The sequence below is a fragment of the Brevundimonas bullata genome, from assembly GCF_014207965.1.
GTDB lineage: Bacteria > Pseudomonadota > Alphaproteobacteria > Caulobacterales > Caulobacteraceae > Brevundimonas > Brevundimonas bullata_A.
In genome coordinates, this window is sequence record NZ_JACHLM010000004.1 from 44,451 (window position 1) to 60,892 (window position 16,442).

Sequence of the window (16,442 nt, forward strand, 5' to 3'; positions counted from 1 at the left end):
CTCCCCTCAGAGGCGTCAGGTGCAGCAAGTCCGGAAAGCGAACGCGGTTCCGACCAACCCGTCAGATCAGGTTTCGGGCCTCAGATGCAGCGCCAGCTTCTGGCGTGCCCGGGCCAGCCGCATTTCCACCGCCTTGGCGGAGAGGCCAAGGATTTCCGCGGCCTCGGCGTGACTGCGCTCCTCGATGGCCGTCAGCAGCAGCGGCTCCTTGAGTTTCGGCGGCAGGGCGGCGATGGCCGCATGCAGGCGCTGCGCCTGTTCTGCGGCGTCATACTGGTCTTCCGCGCCGGCCTCATCGTCCGGGACGGCCAGGGCCTCGGCGGAGTGGAGATCAGTCGATCCCATGAACAGCCTGCGGATATTGCGGCGGCGACTCCAGTCCCGGCATTTGTTGATGGCGATCGTCCTCAGCCAGGCTTCAAAGGATCGCTCCGGCTCATAGCGGCGGATGGCCAGCCAGGCGGCGGCATAGGCCTCCTGCACGAGATCATAGGTTTCGTCGGCGTCGCCGACATAGCGCCGGACAAACCTGTAGAGACCTGCCTTGGTGTCGCGCATGAGCGCTTCGAAGGCCACGACGTCGCCGTGGGCCGCTCTCGTCTGAAGGGCTTCCCTCTCCTTCACGGACGCTACTGGGTGTCGGCGGTGAGCGCCTCGACCACGCTCCGGTCGAACCGTCGCGCCTGGGCGTCGTTCATCACCGTCCGCATTTCGAAGATGTGGGCGATGGTCGCCTGCTGCAGGTCGCCCATGGCGTCGTGGAAATGATCGACGGCGGGCTGCACCGCCCGACTGTCGCCGTTGCTGACCCTGATCGCTTCGGCAAGCTCGCCATTGGCCGCGTTTACGCGGCCTTCAAGCTGGACGCGTTGTCCCGCGAACCGGGTTTCAATCCCCTCGATCTTGGCCAACTGCTGCGACGAAAGATCTAGCTCCTTGTGAACGATCTCGTGCAAGGAGGGTGGCGCCTGCTTGTTGAGCACCCAGCTGGCTCCCGCCCATGCGCCGACCCCGCTCGCTGCGGCGGCGAGCGCGACCGTCACGGCGATGGACTTCCAGGCGATCGCCATCAGCCCGCTTCCAGCCGCACCAGGGGCGACGTCGCCGCCACCGAGAAGATCGCCATCTCCGAAACGGTCGTCTGTGCGAATGTCGCGCCGAGGCCGCCGTTGGCGACGCCGATCACAAGGGCCATGGCCACGGCGGCCAAACGAATCCGATCGGTCGCCCGCTGCGCCTGGATCGCTTTCACGCGGCTCCAGACGTCCTCCTCGAGCCGATCGAGCGACACGCCGTCGCCGGGCGCGGCGCGCGCCAGCCAATTTCCAAGATCATCCATGATCGGTGCCTTTCGACGTTCTTACTGGAGATACGCATGACCCGGCCCTCATCCCTCAAGACGGGCCGCCGGCTCACTGTGGCGCATTTTGAGGGGCCCAAGCCAGACCGTGCGTAGGGGAATTACAGGGGCTTCGCCGGGAGGGGCGAAACATGGTCGTCACGGCCTGGATACGACCGTCGCCGGCGGGTTCAAATCTGATGAGACCGCAGGTGCTCACCCGGCTCCTGGCCCGCTCGCTCGCCGAGGCCGCCTGCCTACGTGCGGGCCCGGGGGCGACCAGGCCGGCGCGCCAATCGTCGACTTCGCTCGACACAACCCCACGGCCCGCCCCGAACCGGGACGCGTCGTTCACAATGACCAAGGAGAAGCCTTTGACCTATCGTTCCATGATCATCGCCGTCGCCGCTCTCGCCACACCCCTCATGATCGCAGCGCCCGCGCTGGCGCAAACCACCGCAGAGACCCAGGTGGTCGCCGTCCTCGACGGCTACCGCGGCGCGCTCGAGGCGCTCAGCGCCTCCCGCGCCGAAACCTTCTTCTGGCCCGACGCCCAGGTCTTCGAACAGGGCGGCGCGGAGGGCTCCATCTCCGAATACCTGTCCCACCACCTCGCCCCGGAACTCGCGGAATTCTCCAGCTTCGCCTTCCAGGATCATGTGACGAAGGCGACCGTCGTCGGCGACGTGGCCTACGCCACGGAGACCTATCGGTTCCAGATCGCCTTCAAGACGGCCGGCCGCGCCCCGGCCGAACGTCGCGGCGTCGCCACGAGCGTCCTCAGGCAGCGCGACGGCGAATGGCGCATCGTCAGCTATCATTCCTCCACCCGGGCGCCGCGACCGGCCCCCTGACACGCGCCTGGGCCGCGCATGGGCCGCGCATGGGCACCCCCTTTCGCGGCTCAGCCGGTCTCTTTTCCCGAGCACTCCCGTGCGGTGGAGGTCGGGAACCGGCCCTTCCGCAGCGAGGTTGATCCCGCAGGATCAGTTCCGCGGCAGCCGGAAGGCAAGGATTGCGCCCCTCGCCACGCCCGTCTCGGAACCCAGGACCTCATCTCGAGAGGAACTTGAATGCCGCATCCGGACAACAAGGCCGCTCTCTCCTCCCCGGACCTCACGGATCGGCGGGACTTCATCCATGTGGCCGCCGGGGCTCTGGCGGTCGGCGCCGTCGGCATGGCGCTCTGGCCGCTGATCAACTCCATGAACCCTGCCGCCGACACCCTGGCCCTCTCATCGGTCGAGGTCGATTACGGCAAGGTCCAGCTCGGCCAGCAGATCGTGGTCAAATGGCGCGGAAAGCCGGTCTTCATCCGCCACCGCACGCCCAAGGAAATCTCCGAAGCGGTCGCGGACGACAATGCGGCGCTACGTGACCCTGCGACGGACGCCAGTCGTCACAAGCCCGGCAAACCCGAATGGCTGATCCTGATCGGCGTCTGCACCCATCTGGGGTGTATTCCGACCTTCGGGACGGGCGACTACGGCGGCTGGTTCTGCCCGTGCCACGGCTCCCACTACGACACCGCCGGCCGCATCCGGAAGGGGCCTGCGCCCAAGAACCTTTTCCTGCTGGACTACGCCTTCCTGAACGAGACACGGGTCAAGCTCGGCTAGCGAACGTCCTCCCCCCGCGCTGACGGCGCAAGGGGAGGACGTCATCGCTCCAAGGCTTCGAGGGCGACGGGCCGCGTCGTGGGCTCAGTGGTCACATCATCATGGCGGCGGGCGGCGCGAGCGTTCCCATCACAGCGACGAGCCCCAGAAGGATGACCGCCAGGAGCGTCTCCAGCACCAGGCTGCGTTGTAGGGCGCTGATCGCCGACGGCTTCTGGCTCTCATCCTCCAGGGCGCGACGAAGGCAGGGCGTCAGGACGAAACGATTGGACGCGGCCAGGGCCAACATGCCGAGGAAAACCGCCAGTTTCGCCGTCAGCAGAAGGCCGTAGGGCGTCGTCAGAAGCGCCCCCAGCCGATCGGGACCGACCAGGAACCAGGTGTTCACCAGACCCGTGGCGACCAGAAGCCCCACCGCGAGCGTGCCCATGCCGGCGAAGCCGTGCAGGGCGTCATGGGTCAGACGGTCCCGCTCCGCATCCCCGTGAGGAATGGTCAGAAACAGGCCCAGCGCCGCGAGAGCGCCCAGCCACATGGCGGCGGCGAGGGCGTGAATGATGTCCGCCCCGAGATGAACGACGCCCAGGGCGCCCTCGGTGGCGGCGCCATGGCCCGTCCAGGCCAGACTGGCGCAAACCGCCAGACCCAGGACCGTGAGGTCGATCCAGCTCGCCCGGTTGGGCCGAAGCACAAGAAGCAGCACGCCGGCCAGGGCGGCGACCACCGCCCTCGCCAGAAAGGCGCGACCGATCTCCATGTCGAACGCCATATAGGCCAGGGACGCCGGTTTCAGCGCTTCCGTCATCGACCCCGCCATGACGGCCGTTTGCAGGACCAGGGCCGCGAGCGAGGCGATCGCGGTCGCGAACGCCGCAATCAGCAGGGTCTTTCGCGGCCATCTTTCGACGGCCGCGCCCGACACGGGCATCCTGAAGGCGAAGAAGAGGGGCACGCCCAGCAGGAGCATGGCGCCCAGATACTGCGCCAGCCTCAGAAGGACGACCGCGAACTCCAGCATGGATCAGCGCACGATGAAGGTGGTGGAGCCCGTCATGCGGTGGCCGTCGGGCGAGGCCACGCGCCAGTTGACCGTATAGGCGCCGGCGGCCAGGGCGGCGCGCGGCGAGCCGCTCAGGGTCTTGCCGTCCTTGGAGACGCGGGCCTGGACCGGGATGACGGTTCCCTGGGCGTTGGCGACGTCAAAGCCGGAAAAGGCCGGGGCCACGCGCTCGCTGAAGGTGAGGCTGATGCTCCGCGGAGCCGCCACCGTGGCGCCGGTGGCCGGCGTGGCGCTGACGAGGCGGGCGTGGGCGTCGGCCTGGCCCGCGAAAACGGAAAGCGCGGCGACCGCGCCGGCCAGGGTTGCGATCTTGAAACGGTTCACGTGTGTCTCCTTGAGGAAGCGCCCCCCTCTCTCATAGATACGCAAGCCTGCGGCCTTCCCCTCAAGACTGGCGAGCGCCAGGCGAATCCTTCGCCGCCTGCATCGCCTAGAGCCTGACCGCCCTGAGACGAAGCGCATTGGCGATCACGCTGACCGACGACAGCGCCATGGCCAGCGCCGCCAGGGCCGGCGACAGCATCAGGCCGAACACCGGATAGAGGACGCCCGCCGCCACGGGGATTCCCAGGGTGTTGTAGCCGAAGGCGAAGACCAGGTTCTGGCGGATATTGCCCATGACCGCCCTGGACAGATGCCGCGCGCGGACGATGCCCTGGAGGTCGCCGCCCAGCAGGGTGACGCCGGCGCTTTCGATCGCCACATCGGAACCCGCCCCCATGGCGACGCCGACATCGGCGGCGGCGAGGGCCGGTGCGTCGTTGACGCCGTCGCCCGCCATCGCCACGACGCGCCCTTCGGCTCGAAGCTGCGCCACGACCGAAGCCTTGTCCTGCGGCAGCACCTCGGCGCGCACGTCGTCGATGCCCAGGCGGCGCGCGACGGCTTCCGCAGTGGTGCGGTTGTCGCCGGTCATCATCACCAGCCGAAGGCCTGCGGCCTTCAGGTCGCGGATGGCGTCGGCGGTGGTGGCCTTCACCGGATCGGCGATGCCGAGGACGCCGGCCACAGCGCCGTCAACCGCGACGAAGATGGCCGTAGCGCCCTCCTCTCGCAACACTTCGGCCGCCGCCTCGAGGGGCGCGACATCGACCCCGGCCTCCGTCAGGTAGCGGGCATTGCCCAGGAACAGACGTCGACCGTCGACCAGGCCGGTGACGCCGCGGCCGACCGGACTGTCGAACTCCGCAGCCTCGGAAAGCGTGAGGTCGCGATCGGCTGCGGCGCGCATGATGGCGTCGGCCAGAGGGTGTTCACTGCCCCGCTCGAGGCTGGCGGACAGGCGAAGAAGCTCGACGTCGTCAAAACCCTCGACCGGGCGGATCGCCGTCACCGAAGGACGGCCCTCGGTCAGGGTGCCGGTCTTGTCCAGCACCAGGGTGTCCACCTTCTCGAACCGCTCCAGCGCCTCGGCGTTCTTGATCAGGACGCCGGCGCGCGCGCCCCGCCCGACACCGACCATGATCGAAATCGGCGTGGCGAGGCCCAGAGCGCAGGGGCAGGCGATGATGAGCACCGAAACCGCCGCGACCAGGGCATAGGACAGGCGCGGTTCGGGCCCGACCAGGCCCCAGACGACGGCCGCGACCACGGCGATGCCGATGACGGCCGGCACGAACCAGCTGGACACCCGATCCGCCAGGCGCTGGATGGGCGCCCGGCTGCGCTGGGCCTGGGCCACCATCTGGACGATCTGGGCCAGCAGGGTGTCGGCGCCGACCTTGTCCGCCCGCATGACAAAGGAGCCGGTCTTGTTCAGCGAGCCGGCGATGACCTTGGCGCCGGCCTCCTTGGTGACCGGCATCGACTCGCCCGTCACAAGGGATTCGTCGATAGCCACGCGGCCTTCGAGAATCTCGCCGTCGACCGGTATCTTTTCACCCGGGCGGACGCGCAGCCGATCGCCCACTGCCACGAGGTCGAGCGTCACATCCTCGTCGGCGCCGTCGTCGCGCACCCGGCGGGCTGTCTTGGGCGTCAGGTCGAGCAGGGCCCGGATCGCGCCCGAGGTCTGCTCGCGCGCGCGCAGTTCCAGGACCTGCCCCACCAGGACGAGCACGGTGATCACCGCCGCCGCTTCGAAATAGACCGGCGCGCTCCCGTCCATGCGCAGCATGGCCGCAGGAAACAGGCCCGGCGCCAGGACGGCGACGACGCTGTAGATCCATGCGGCGCCGACGCCCAGGGCGATCAGGGTGAACATGTTGAGGCTTCGATTGAGGAGGGAGTTCCATCCGCGCACGAAGAAGGGCCAGCCGGCCCACAGCACCACAGGGGTGGCCAGAACGAACTGGATCCAGTTCGACGTCTGCCCGGGAATCCGCTCCATGAGTCCGGTCAGGTGACCGCCCATCTCCAGCGCTGCGACCGGCAGGGTGAGGACGGCGCCGACCCAGAGCCGCCGCGTGAAGTCTTTCAGTTCCTGATTGGGCAAGGCTTCAGCCGTGACCGTCTCGGGCTCCAGCGCCATGCCGCAGATCGGGCAGGAACCCGGCCCCTCCTGGCGCACCTCCGGATGCATTGGACAGGTGTAGATCGTCCCCGAGGGCGCGGCCTTCGCCTGCGGCTTCTCGCCCAGGTATTGGCCCGGGTCAGCGACGAATTTCGTTCGACACCCCGCCGAGCAGAAGACGTAGTCATGCCCTTCGTGCTCTGCACGATGCTGGGCGGCGGCCGGATCCACGGCCATGCCGCAGACCGGGTCGATCGCTGTCCCGCCTCCATGCGTGGCGTCATCGTGAGCATGTGTCTGGCGCGGATCGTGGACCGTCGGCATGGCGTCCCTCCAAATTCAGCGATCTTCCGGCCTATACCCCTTGAGGAAAGGGCTCAAGACGAGGCGTGAAGCCCGCGCCCGCCGTCATTCAGATGACGAGCTCCCGAACACCCTGCAATCTTGGACAGCCGCGAAGCAAGCCCCTGCCCCGCGTGACAACGAATGCCAAGCGGATGGGTTCGCCGGCCGACTGGCAACAATTCGACGTCCATCGCGCTTATGTGCGGGATGTGGAGACTTCCGTCGCCGTCAGCCCCAACTGGCCTCGCTGCCGGAACGGCGACAGGGCAAAGGAGTCGGCACATGGACGCGCCCCTCAAATCCCTGGATGGCGGGCGGACGCCTACGGCGCCCACGGGCGCCGATCATTCTTTCATCCCTTCCAGCTTCGTGCCTGGCCAGGCCTCCTTCTGGCGGTGTCCGCATTGTCGAGGCGTGCTTGCATGCCGCAAGGAGACCCTGGAGTGCCTGACGTGCGATGATCACTTTGGCCAGGTCGACGGCATCCCGGACCTTCGCATCCCGGGCGAGAGCTGGATTGATTTCGAAGAAGATTTGGCGATCGCCCGCGAGGTCGCGGCTATGGACCTTCCCCTGGAAGATCTGGTTCGCTCGATTTACGCCCGTCGCCCCGGATGGGAAGAGGGGCTGATCCGGTTGAGAACGCGCCAGGTCCTGGCGGCGCCCGAACGCCTTCACGAGGATGTGGCCGGCTGGCTCGCCGAGGCCACGTCTGAGGAAGCCTGGCTCGACCTTGGGTGCGGACCGGGCATGCTGCTGGCGGCCGCTGCGGACATGAAGCGGCCCGGATTCGGCATCGGCGTTGACGTGTCGATGACCTGGCTGGTTGTAGCCAAACGCCTGATCGCCGCGCACGGAGGAAGGCCGATCTTGGCCGCGGCGCTGGGAGAAGCCCTGCCCCTGGCTGACGGAACCCTGTCGGGCGTGGTCTCGCTCGATGTGATCGAACATGTCGATCGCCCAGACGTCTATCTTCGGGAGATCGACCGCGTCACCCGGCCGGGCGGACGCCTGGCGCTGAGCACGCCCAACCGGTTCAGCCTGGCGCCGGAACCGCACGTGATGGTGTGGGGCGTCGGCCTGCTGCCGCGCCGCTACCAGGCTCGCTACGTCGCTTGGCGGAGCGGCAAGGCCTACGACTCCACATGTCTGATGGGCAGCTTCGGGCTCCGGCGGATATTGAAGCGCTGCACCCGCTTCGCATTCATGATCATCATCCCGCCCGTCCCGGAGGAGGAGGTCAGACGATTTTCCTCCACAAAGGCGATACTCGCACGCCTCTACAACCGCATGTCGGGCGCGGTCGCCTTGCGTGCGATCTTCTTGCTGATTGGCCCGTTCTTTAGGATCACCGGCGTCAAGGGGGCGTAGGACTTCCATCTGAGCCGCCCCATCGAGTTGGAGACATCAGAATGACCTTCGGCGGACTTGCACGGGCGCTCGCGGGCGACCTCCGCCTGCAAACGACGCGACGCCTCCTGGGGCTCCGTGTCCGTTTGCGCCACCCGACGCTCATGAGCGATCCGACCGCCATCTGGGATTACGGCTTTCGCGACCTCGAAATCATCGAACTCGGCGAGCGCGTCAGCATAGGCGCCTATTCGGAGATCATCGTCTTCCGCCGGACGAAGCACAGCAGCCTTGAGGGACGGCTGACATTGGGCGACGGCGTGGTCATATCGACCGGCGTGAACCTCAGGGCCGCCGGCGGCGCGATAAGCGTAGGGGCCGGCTCCGCCATCAGCCAGCACTGCGTCGTCGTGGCGGCCAATCACCGCCTGGAGCCCGGCGCCGCCCGCATCCACACGGCCTGGGACGAAACCTGCTGCGGGGTCGAGATCGGAATGAACGTCTGGATCGGGGCCGGCTGCATCGTGCTGCCGGGCGCTCGTATCGGCGACAACGCCGTCATCGCCGCCGGAAGCGTAGTCCGAGGCGAGGTCCCGGCCGGAGAACTCTGGGGCGGCGTTCCCGCCAAATACATCAAAACGATCGAATAGGCGGACGAACGTCCGCGACCACTATCCTCAATGCAGGCCTGACGCCTCTCTCGACTGAAGGATGGACTCGGCCGCGCGCGTCGCCGTGCGCCAGGCGGCGGTCTGTGATCTCGAGCTCCCAGAACTCAGGGTCAGCCCCTCGACATCGACAACCGCCCAGAGCCAGACTTCTGCCGGATCGAACCGGAGCTCAATCGCGAATTCGGACAGGTCCCTGGGCAGCATAGCCGGCTCGCTTCCTGGATTTCTCAGCTCCATAGCAAGACGCACGCCGAGAACCGAGGTTCCCGACCCAGCGCCGTCGGCGGCGTCGCACGACCATATTTCCCGTCGGCTATGCAGCCTCTATGCTCAGGCCTCGCCGGATTGAAGGGACGGGGGCTCCCACCGCCAGAACCACGTCCTTCATCGAGGTCGCAGGGTTCGCCAGCAGGTCGGTGTCCACCGGCGTGCCCTTCCCTATCAATTGACGCCCGCCCATGAACTCGGCCGGGGCGCTGACCGCCTCTACGCAGACGATGCGGTCGCCGTTCAGGTGGAAGACGGCGAAGGCGCCGCTGGCCGGATCACCGCGCACGACCTGACGGTCTGCGTCGAAAGGCAGGCCTGCGATCTGCAGCTTGACGTCGTACTGGTCAGACCAGAACCACGGCACTTCGGCCGCTGGAGCCGCGCGGCCGACGATGGCGGCGGCGGCCTGCTTGGCCTGCTCCAGGGCGTTGGGCACGCTCTCCAACCGGTGCATCCGCCCGCCGTGGACCGGGATTGGGCGATGGGTCACGTCGCCGATGGCGTAGATCGACGGGTCGGCAGTGCGGGCGTTCTCATCCACCACCACGCCGTTCTCGCACGCCAGGCCCGCAGTCCGCGCCAGGGCTTCGCGCGCCAGGGCGCCGACGCCGACGAGCAGCGCGTCGGCCGCGATCAGGCTCCCGTCCGCCAACCGCACGCCGTCGTCCTCGAAGCCCGAGACCTCGGCGCCGGTCAGGATTTCGACGCCGCGGGCCCGGTGATAGTCGGTGAAGAAGGCCGACAGGGTTTCCGACGCCACCCGGGCCAGCACCCGGTCCATGCGCTCGATCACCACGGCCTCGGCGCCCAGGGCGCGGGCCGAAGCCGCCGCCTCCAGCCCGACATAGCCGCCGCCGACCACGGCCAGCCGCTTACCCGGAGCCAGGGCGGCCTTCAGCCGCTCGGCGTCCTCGAGCGTGCGCAGCTCCATCAGATCGGGCCGGTCCGCGCCGGGAATGGCCAGTTTGCGCGCCATCGACCCCGTGGCCAGGATCAGCACGTCATAGGGTTCGACCGCGCCGTCGGCGAAGCTCACGGTATTGCCCGCCGCGTCGATGGCGGTGGCGGTGACGCCGGTGCGCAGGTCGATCTTCTGCTCGGTGTAGAAGCTCTCGGGACGCAGCAGCAGGTCCTCCAGACCCGCCTCCCCCTTCAGCCAGGCCTTGGACAGGGGCGGCCGCTGATAGGGCGCCGCCGCCTCCTCGCCCGCCAGGACGATCTCGCCCTCGAACCCATACTGTCTCAGCAGCGCCGCCGCCGAGCCCCCCGCGTGTCCCGCGCCGATAATCAGAACCTTGGTCATGATTGGAGACATTGAGCCCCTGCTTTCTCATTCCACATTTTCATCGGAAGCCACGCCCCTCGGCGCGATCCCAGATCGCCCGGGGGCCCGCCACGCACGGTCCCGCCTGGACCGCCAAATCTTCGATCAGGAGGCCGTCAGGACGCGGCGTCCCCTGGGTCGGCGACCTGGTCCAAAGCCTCTTCGGGGGTCGAGGACGCGAACCGCGCGCCGAGATCATAGGCCTCCCCCGGAAAGGTCAGTCGGACGAAGGTGATGCGTTCCGCGCGCCGCCAGGTCCGCCGTTCGAGAGACAGGCAGGCGGCCGCAGGGTCCACCCCGAGGGTCAGCGCGGTGGCGCGGGACACGTTGACGGCCCGGATTCTGTGCTCGGCTTCCGTCCAGGGAACGCGCTCCAGCAGCCATGTGCCGGGCGGAACCCCGGAAAAATCGGCGTCTCGAGCCTGAGGCACGGAGGCCAGGCTGATCAACCGTTCCTCGAGCGCGAAAGGACGACCGCTGCTGCGGTGGAGGCAGCGCAACTCGATCACCTCGCCGGATGCGGCGAGTGCGAGTTCTTCCGCGTCCCGCTTGTGCGCGGCCCGGACCTTCCGGGACAGGAGTTCGAAATCATAGGGTTCGCCGCGATTGAGAATCTCGGCCTGTATGTCCGGGATATCCAGCACGAAGGAATGTATCCGCGGCCGCGCCACAAAGGACCCGAAGCGTCGACGGCGTATGATCATGCCCCGTTCCGCCAGCGGCGCGAGGGCCTTGTTCACGGTCATGCGCGAACAACCATACTCCTCCATCAGCTCATGCTCGAAGGGGATGCGGAACCCCGGAGACCATTCGCCCGACAGAATGCGCTCGGCGATGTCGGAGCGGATGCGTCGGTGGAGCGTGAGATCCATGGAGACGTTCCTCCCCGTCATGTCCGTTAGTCGGGCCAAGCTTCAGCTTGGGTCGCATTGGCCGTCAACCCAACCGGAAGGCGCCGGGGCGCAGAACGCCCCGGCGCGGTCTTAACGGCGGCGCTGCAGCCATTCGATCCCATCGTGGATGTAGGCGAAGTCCTGGCGTCGGAAGGCGCTGAACAGCATGATGAAGCCGCTCAAAGCCAGCCACAGACATCCGGTGGCGATGATGATGATCAACGGATGATTGAAGCTCTGGCGATCCGTGTAATCCATGATGTGGATCATCCAGAAGAAGTCCCAGAGCCGCCACGTATTGGTCTTGGCGCCGGCGACCTCGCCCGTGACGGCGTTCAGGATCAGGGTCGTCCTTTCCTTGTCCGCGAACTCAACCCGCCAGGCCGGAAGCGCGAAGTCGCGAGTTTCAAGCGTGGGTTTTTCGACCAGCGACACGGAGGTTACGGACGCAGAACCGTTGAAGGAGGCGACCGCCAGCTTCTTGGCGCGGGCGTCGTCGATGATCACACGGCGGCCGTCCACCGGATCGACCAGCTGGATGCCGCTGGGCGTCGTGGCGGCATAGACCCAGGCGTCGTGGAGAGGACGCAGCTCCAGCCTGGAGATCGGCTGCCCCACCGCTTGGGCCACCTCGGACAGGGGCAGCAGGACGGCAGGCGCCGGAGAAGGCGCGACATGGACGATGGACTGGTCGCCGGCCACCTTGCGATGATCAATCAGGGCCATGGCGGCGCCGCTGATGGCCCAGAGCAGGAACTGAAGACCGAGGACCAGGCCGAACCATTTGTGCAGTCTGCGGATTAGAAACATCTGATGATCCTCAGGCTGCGGCTTTGCGCACGCGGCGCTTGCGGCGGAAGCTGTAGAGCAGGAGCCAGGCCCCGGTGAGGGAGGTCGCCACCATCATCCAGGTCGCGATCTTCAGCAGGAGATTGTTGACGTTGTCGCGGGTCTCATAGTCCATGATGTGGAACATCCAGACGAAGTCGAACGTGCGCCACAGGTCATGGCGCTTGGCCACGAGTTCGCCGGTCTGGGGCGAAATATAGAGGGTGGGCCGCCACAGGCCTTCGAACTGCACTCGCCAGATCGGCGCGGGACGTCCCCTGATCTCACCAGGGATTTCGTACAGCAACTCCATCTCACGAACGCCGCCGTCGCCGGCGTAGAACTGCTCGGCGCGTTGCCGGGCGCCGGCTTCGTCGATCAGGGGCAATTTCTCGCCGGACCGGGCGTCGAACAGCGACCGGCCGCTCGTCTGGCTGACGATGTAGACCGGCTGTCCGAGCTGTTGGTCGAGACGCAGGCTCTGGGCCCCGCCGGCGTTTTTCACAATGACCGCAGGATCGACCAGGCCCCCCATGGAGATCGGCTCAGCGACGGGTGTCCGCACGAGATGATCGCCATGGATGATGTCGATATGGACGGCGGTCATGTAGAGGCCGCTCACGACCCAGAACAGGGCCTGAACGCCGATGATCAGCGCAAGCCACTTGTGGGCTTTTCGCGCTACGGAAGGCCAGCGCACCATTTGATACTCACTGATTGGAGGGCGGGGAAACGCCGGGCGGGGCCACTGGGGACGCCCGGCGTTTCTCTATGTCGAAGACTAGTTGAACTGGTAGGTCAGGCGGACATAGCCGCGCCGCCCCAGCAGGTCGTAGGTCATGGTGTCGGTGTTGCCGTCGGTCCAGCTCTGGATGAACGGCGCCTTCTTGTCGAAGAGGTTGTCGATGCCGAAGGCGATGTCGGCCTTCTCCCCCAGGCGATAGGCGAACTGGGCGTTGTGGTAGAAGAGGTTCGGCGTCTCGTAGCCGATATCCCCCGGCGCGGCGTTGAAGTCCGTGGCCTTGCCGATCAGTTGCACCGAATAGGTGGCGGTCCAGCGGTCGTCGACAACCGAGGCGCTGACGTTCGAACGCCAGTGGGGGTAGCCGCCATTGCCGCCGCCGATATGGCCGTCGAAGATGATCGGATCGGCGCCCAGGAAGGGCGTGACGACATATTCGCCGAGATAGGTGGTGTTCCAGTCGATGCTGGCGCGGCGTTCGCCGAGATCAAAGGCGTAGCGTGCGCCGATGTCGACGCCCTTCATGGTTTCCAGGCCGGCGTTGGTCGGCTGGGCCGAGAGGAAGTTCACCTCGCCGGTCAGAGGACTGCGGGTGAAGTTGTTCGGGCCGCAGAAGGGGTGGTTCATCCCCGGCGAGGCGTAGCAGATGGCCAGCTTGGTGGAGCCGGGGATGGAGCGGATGGCGTCCTCGACCTTGATGTCGAAATAGTCGACGGTCAGGGACAGGCCCTTCACCTGTTCAGGCTGCCAGACCAGGCCCAGGGTCAGGGTCTCGGCCGTTTCGGGCGAAAGCTTCTGATTGCCGCCGACCGTGGTCAGGACCGTGTTGCCGAGCTGCACATAGCCGGCCGGCACGCCGGAAGCCTGGCAGTTGGCGATCAGTGTCGCGTTCCCGCTGGTGCTGTAGCGGCTGCACGGATCAGTCGTCGTCAGATTGCCCTCTGCAACGCCGCCGAACAGCTCAGGCACGCTGGGAATCCGGAAGCCGGTGCCGAAGGTGGCTCGCAGGCGCAGGCTGTCTACGACGCTCCAGTTCAGACCCAGCTTGTAGGTGGTGTTGCCGCCGAACAGGTCATAGTCCGAATAGCGGACGGCCGCGTCGAGCTCGAGCCTTTGGATGAAGGGCAGGTCGGCCAGGAGCGGCGCGGACAGCTCGACATAGGCTTCCTTGGCCTTGGTCTCGCCGGCGATGGGGTCCTGCTGGTTGGTGTTGGCGATGCCCAGAACGGTCAGGGCGTCCGGATCGCGCCAGCCCTTTTCCTCGCGGTAGACGAGGCCCGCGGCGGCGGCGAGCGGGCCGGCCGGGAGCTGGAGCACGGTGCCGGTGACATCCAGCGTGATGCTGCGCTGCTCATTCCCGCCGGTGTCGCGCGAGGTGAAGAGGATGTAGTCGAGCGCTTCCTGGCTCAGGTCGCCGGCGCCCAGGTAGTCGGCGCAAGGGATGGCCGCACCCGCCGCGTTGCTGCAGACGGCGGTGTTCAGGGTTTCGCCGACCCGCTGCAGGTTGGCGATATTCGTCATCCCGTCGACGCCCGTGTTGCGCCCCCAGTTGACGGCGGCTTCCCAGGTCCAGTCGCCCGCGATGGCGCCACGGGCGCCGCCGACGAACCGATAGGTGTCGGTCTCCTGGAAGAAGTGACGCGGCCCGGGTTCGGCGAGACGGCGCGCAATGAGGGTGATGTCCTCGCCGGTCGGATTGGTCGGGTGGGTCGCCGCAATCTTCAGGTTCCGCAGGGCGCCGGGCGCTGCGAGCTGGTTGCTTTCCCTGTGGGTGAAGAAGACCTCGCCGAAGAGGCTGACCGTGTCCGTCAGCTGGTAATCGGCCAGGAAGGCCGTGCTGATGCGCTCGATCGGCGACACGGCGTTGAGGAAGGGGTTGCCGTTATAGTTATGCTTGGCGGCGTTGTAGGGCTCGAAGAAGTCCCCGTCTCCGCCCGGTATCTGGTTGAAGTTGATCTGCTGGCCGTTGGGCAGCACGGCCCGACCGCCGAGCGTCGTCGCGCTCGAGACGCAGGCCAGCTTGCCGTCGATCTCGCCCAGGCCGCAGGGCGCGCGGCTGGCCAGGTTGACGGCTTCGGTCTTCTGGTAGGTCAGGGCGGCGGTGACGCCGCCGCGGTCGCCCCGCATGCCCCACAACAGGTCGAAGGTCAGGTCGTCGCCGTCGCCCTCGTCAGTGACGCCGTATTTGCTGGAGACCTTGAGGCCTTCAAAGTCATTGATGGTGACGATGTTGACCACGCCGGCGACCGCGTCGGCGCCGTAGATGGCGGAGGCGCCATCCTTGAGCACGTCCATGCGGCCGATGATGGCGGTCGGGATCATGTTCAGATCCGGGGCGCTGTTCGCGCCCGTCCCGCCATTGACGACCCGCCGGCCGTTGATCAGCGTCAGGGTCCGATTGATGCCCAGGCCGCGCAGATTGACCTGCGCCGTGCCGTAGCCGTTGCCGGTCCAATAGGAGTTCGTCTGGTTGCCGGCGGCGCCCGCAGAGGAGGGCAGACGCTGCAGCAGAGCCTCCACATTGGTGATCCCGGTCCGCTCGATATCCTCGCCGGTCACCACGGTTGCAGGCCCGACCCCGGTAATGTCCTGACGCTTGATCCGACTGCCGGTGACGACGATTTCGCCAACGCTGGTCGTCTCGGCCTCCTGCGCCGATGCGGGCAATCCGCACATGGCGGCTGTGACTGCCGCACCTGCGAACAAAAGCCTCTTTTTCATGCGATTCATGGTTCATTCCCCTCGCGTTCGGCCCAGACGAACCGGTCCTGCCTGATCACGTTCCGGTCGGGCGCTGAGGGAGTCAACTCATGTATATACATATGAAGGCGGCCAATCCTTCACGTTTCATGCCCGTATTCGCCAGAATTGCGCAAAATAATGACGCATTTCACACACAATAAACACAGATTCGTCACCTCGTTGGTGAGCGCGGGTAGGACGTAACTATTTTACGACGCACCAAATGATGACGGCCGCACTCATTGTGCGATGCAAAATTTCTTACTCGCCCCCGTACTGGCCAATACGCATTCACGAGACCCCTACCCTCGAATTAATTAGGTTGGCGCGGGATTATTTTTCGGCAGGCCGCGAAGGGGAGTCTCCGCTGCGGACCTCATGGCGGATTCGCGGCCGGTGCCAATCGGACCAGACCCACAGGCCGAAGGGCCGACTTGCGCCCTCTAATAATTCCATTATCTTGGAATTATGGAATCAGAACCCGCCATCCTCGCCCTTGCCGCCCTGGCGCAGCCCACGCGCCTGGAGACCTTCCGCCTGCTGGTCCGGCACGAGCCCGAGGGCCTGCCCGCCGGCGAGATCGCGGACGCGCTGGCGGTGCCGGCCAACACCATGTCGGCGCACCTGGGCGTCCTGTCGCGGGCCGGACTGATCAGTTCGGAGCGCCGCAGCCGTTCGATCATCTATCGGGCGGACCTGGATCGCCTCCAGGCGCTGGTCCTGTTCCTGCTGAAGGACTGCTGCCAGGGCCGTGCCGAGTTGTGCGAGCCGCTACTGGCTGAACTCAACCCCTGCCGCACCTGAGGC

General features: G+C 66.7%; 16 protein-coding genes. 5 read left to right on the forward strand and 11 right to left on the reverse strand.

What is annotated here, in order from left to right; genetic code table 11:
• Positions 1 to 66 precede the first annotated feature (66 nt).
• The 3 genes from HNP51_RS12240 to HNP51_RS12250 are packed head-to-tail and all read right to left on the reverse strand — an operon-like array spanning position 67 to position 1,339.
• Entirely contained in the window at positions 67 to 624 is a 558-nt protein-coding gene (locus tag HNP51_RS12240) for an RNA polymerase sigma factor (RefSeq protein WP_184270778.1), read from the reverse strand.
• Between the two features lie 5 nt (positions 625 to 629).
• Positions 630 to 1,070: a periplasmic heavy metal sensor gene (locus HNP51_RS12245; protein WP_184270781.1), complete on the reverse strand. Its 441-nt coding sequence runs from the start codon at positions 1,068 to 1,070 to the stop codon at positions 630 to 632.
• Positions 1,070 to 1,339, reverse strand: a complete 270-nt coding sequence (locus tag HNP51_RS12250) for a hypothetical protein (RefSeq protein WP_184270784.1) — start codon at positions 1,337 to 1,339, stop codon at positions 1,070 to 1,072. The genes HNP51_RS12245 and HNP51_RS12250 overlap by 1 nt, the downstream gene beginning before the upstream one ends.
• 374 nt (positions 1,340 to 1,713) lie before the next feature.
• Between HNP51_RS12250 and HNP51_RS12255 the strand changes: the two genes are divergently transcribed.
• A complete protein-coding gene (locus HNP51_RS12255) occupies positions 1,714 to 2,193 on the forward strand; it encodes a nuclear transport factor 2 family protein (RefSeq protein ID WP_184270787.1) in 480 nt (159 codons plus the stop codon).
• Between the two features lie 219 nt (positions 2,194 to 2,412).
• On the forward strand, positions 2,413 to 2,958 hold the full coding sequence (gene petA / locus HNP51_RS12260) for a ubiquinol-cytochrome c reductase iron-sulfur subunit (RefSeq protein WP_184270790.1): 546 nt from the start codon (positions 2,413 to 2,415) through the stop codon (positions 2,956 to 2,958).
• 91 nt (positions 2,959 to 3,049) lie between these two features.
• Here the strand turns inward: petA and copD are convergent, their stop codons facing one another.
• From copD to HNP51_RS12275, 3 genes are all read right to left on the reverse strand, one after another.
• On the reverse strand, positions 3,050 to 3,976 hold the full coding sequence (gene copD / locus HNP51_RS12265; RefSeq protein ID WP_184270793.1) for a copper homeostasis membrane protein CopD: 927 nt from the start codon (positions 3,974 to 3,976) through the stop codon (positions 3,050 to 3,052).
• A gap of 3 nt (positions 3,977 to 3,979) precedes the next feature.
• Positions 3,980 to 4,342: a copper homeostasis periplasmic binding protein CopC gene (gene copC, locus HNP51_RS12270; protein ID WP_184270797.1), complete on the reverse strand. Its 363-nt coding sequence runs from the start codon at positions 4,340 to 4,342 to the stop codon at positions 3,980 to 3,982.
• A gap of 106 nt (positions 4,343 to 4,448) precedes the next feature.
• Positions 4,449 to 6,794 carry a heavy metal translocating P-type ATPase gene (locus HNP51_RS12275; RefSeq protein ID WP_184270801.1) on the reverse strand — a complete coding sequence of 782 codons (2,346 nt, stop codon included), beginning with the start codon at positions 6,792 to 6,794 and terminating at the stop codon, positions 4,449 to 4,451.
• Positions 6,795 to 7,097: 303 nt separating this feature from the next.
• Between HNP51_RS12275 and HNP51_RS12280 the strand changes: the two genes are divergently transcribed.
• Both HNP51_RS12280 and HNP51_RS18875 read left to right on the forward strand, forming a co-directional pair.
• Positions 7,098 to 8,186: a class I SAM-dependent methyltransferase gene (locus HNP51_RS12280; protein WP_184270804.1), complete on the forward strand. Its 1,089-nt coding sequence runs from the start codon at positions 7,098 to 7,100 to the stop codon at positions 8,184 to 8,186.
• 143 nt (positions 8,187 to 8,329) lie between these two features.
• A complete protein-coding gene (locus HNP51_RS18875) occupies positions 8,330 to 8,815 on the forward strand; it encodes a DapH/DapD/GlmU-related protein (protein WP_184270807.1) in 486 nt (161 codons plus the stop codon).
• 334 nt (positions 8,816 to 9,149) lie between these two features.
• On the opposite strand, the gene HNP51_RS12290 is transcribed toward HNP51_RS18875, so the two are convergent.
• From HNP51_RS12290 to HNP51_RS12310, 5 genes are all read right to left on the reverse strand, one after another.
• Positions 9,150 to 10,409, reverse strand: a complete 1,260-nt coding sequence (locus HNP51_RS12290; RefSeq protein ID WP_409360121.1) for an NAD(P)/FAD-dependent oxidoreductase — start codon at positions 10,407 to 10,409, stop codon at positions 9,150 to 9,152.
• A 137-nt stretch (positions 10,410 to 10,546) separates the two neighbouring features.
• A complete protein-coding gene (gene hutC / locus HNP51_RS12295) occupies positions 10,547 to 11,302 on the reverse strand; it encodes a histidine utilization repressor (protein ID WP_184270812.1) in 756 nt (251 codons plus the stop codon).
• A 111-nt stretch (positions 11,303 to 11,413) separates the two neighbouring features.
• A complete protein-coding gene (locus tag HNP51_RS12300) occupies positions 11,414 to 12,133 on the reverse strand; it encodes a PepSY domain-containing protein (RefSeq protein WP_184270815.1) in 720 nt (239 codons plus the stop codon).
• A gap of 10 nt (positions 12,134 to 12,143) precedes the next feature.
• Positions 12,144 to 12,854 carry a PepSY domain-containing protein gene (locus tag HNP51_RS12305; protein WP_184270818.1) on the reverse strand — a complete coding sequence of 237 codons (711 nt, stop codon included), beginning with the start codon at positions 12,852 to 12,854 and terminating at the stop codon, positions 12,144 to 12,146.
• 78 nt (positions 12,855 to 12,932) lie between these two features.
• The gene (locus tag HNP51_RS12310; protein WP_260398482.1) at positions 12,933 to 15,623 is read right to left on the reverse strand and encodes a TonB-dependent receptor; all 2,691 of its coding nucleotides are present in this window, start codon (positions 15,621 to 15,623) and stop codon (positions 12,933 to 12,935) included.
• A gap of 480 nt (positions 15,624 to 16,103) precedes the next feature.
• Here HNP51_RS12310 and HNP51_RS12315 point away from each other — a divergent pair, with 480 nt between their 5' ends.
• Positions 16,104 to 16,439, forward strand: coding sequence for a helix-turn-helix transcriptional regulator (locus HNP51_RS12315; protein WP_184270821.1), 336 nt, complete (start codon positions 16,104 to 16,106; stop codon positions 16,437 to 16,439).
• Positions 16,440 to 16,442: the final 3 nt, after the last annotated feature.

Coding starts and splice junctions, on each gene's coding strand:
- HNP51_RS12250 (WP_184270784.1), bottom strand. CDS start 1,339: ATGGATGATCTTGGAAATTGGCTGGCGCGCGCCGCGCCCGGCGACGGC.
- HNP51_RS12280 (WP_184270804.1), top strand. CDS start 7,098: ATGGACGCGCCCCTCAAATCCCTGGATGGCGGGCGGACGCCTACGGCG.
- hutC (WP_184270812.1), bottom strand. CDS start 11,302: ATGGATCTCACGCTCCACCGACGCATCCGCTCCGACATCGCCGAGCGC.
- HNP51_RS12305 (WP_184270818.1), bottom strand. CDS start 12,854: ATGGTGCGCTGGCCTTCCGTAGCGCGAAAAGCCCACAAGTGGCTTGCG.
- HNP51_RS12315 (WP_184270821.1), top strand. CDS start 16,104: ATGGAATCAGAACCCGCCATCCTCGCCCTTGCCGCCCTGGCGCAGCCC.
- copD (WP_184270793.1), bottom strand. CDS start 3,976: ATGCTGGAGTTCGCGGTCGTCCTTCTGAGGCTGGCGCAGTATCTGGGC.
- HNP51_RS12245 (WP_184270781.1), bottom strand. CDS start 1,070: ATGGCGATCGCCTGGAAGTCCATCGCCGTGACGGTCGCGCTCGCCGCC.
- HNP51_RS12275 (WP_184270801.1), bottom strand. CDS start 6,794: ATGCCGACGGTCCACGATCCGCGCCAGACACATGCTCACGATGACGCC.
- HNP51_RS12300 (WP_184270815.1), bottom strand. CDS start 12,133: ATGTTTCTAATCCGCAGACTGCACAAATGGTTCGGCCTGGTCCTCGGT.
- petA (WP_184270790.1), top strand. CDS start 2,413: ATGCCGCATCCGGACAACAAGGCCGCTCTCTCCTCCCCGGACCTCACG.
- HNP51_RS18875 (WP_184270807.1), top strand. CDS start 8,330: ATGAGCGATCCGACCGCCATCTGGGATTACGGCTTTCGCGACCTCGAA.
- HNP51_RS12290 (WP_409360121.1), bottom strand. CDS start 10,409: ATGACCAAGGTTCTGATTATCGGCGCGGGACACGCGGGGGGCTCGGCG.
- HNP51_RS12310 (WP_260398482.1), bottom strand. CDS start 15,623: ATGAATCGCATGAAAAAGAGGCTTTTGTTCGCAGGTGCGGCAGTCACA.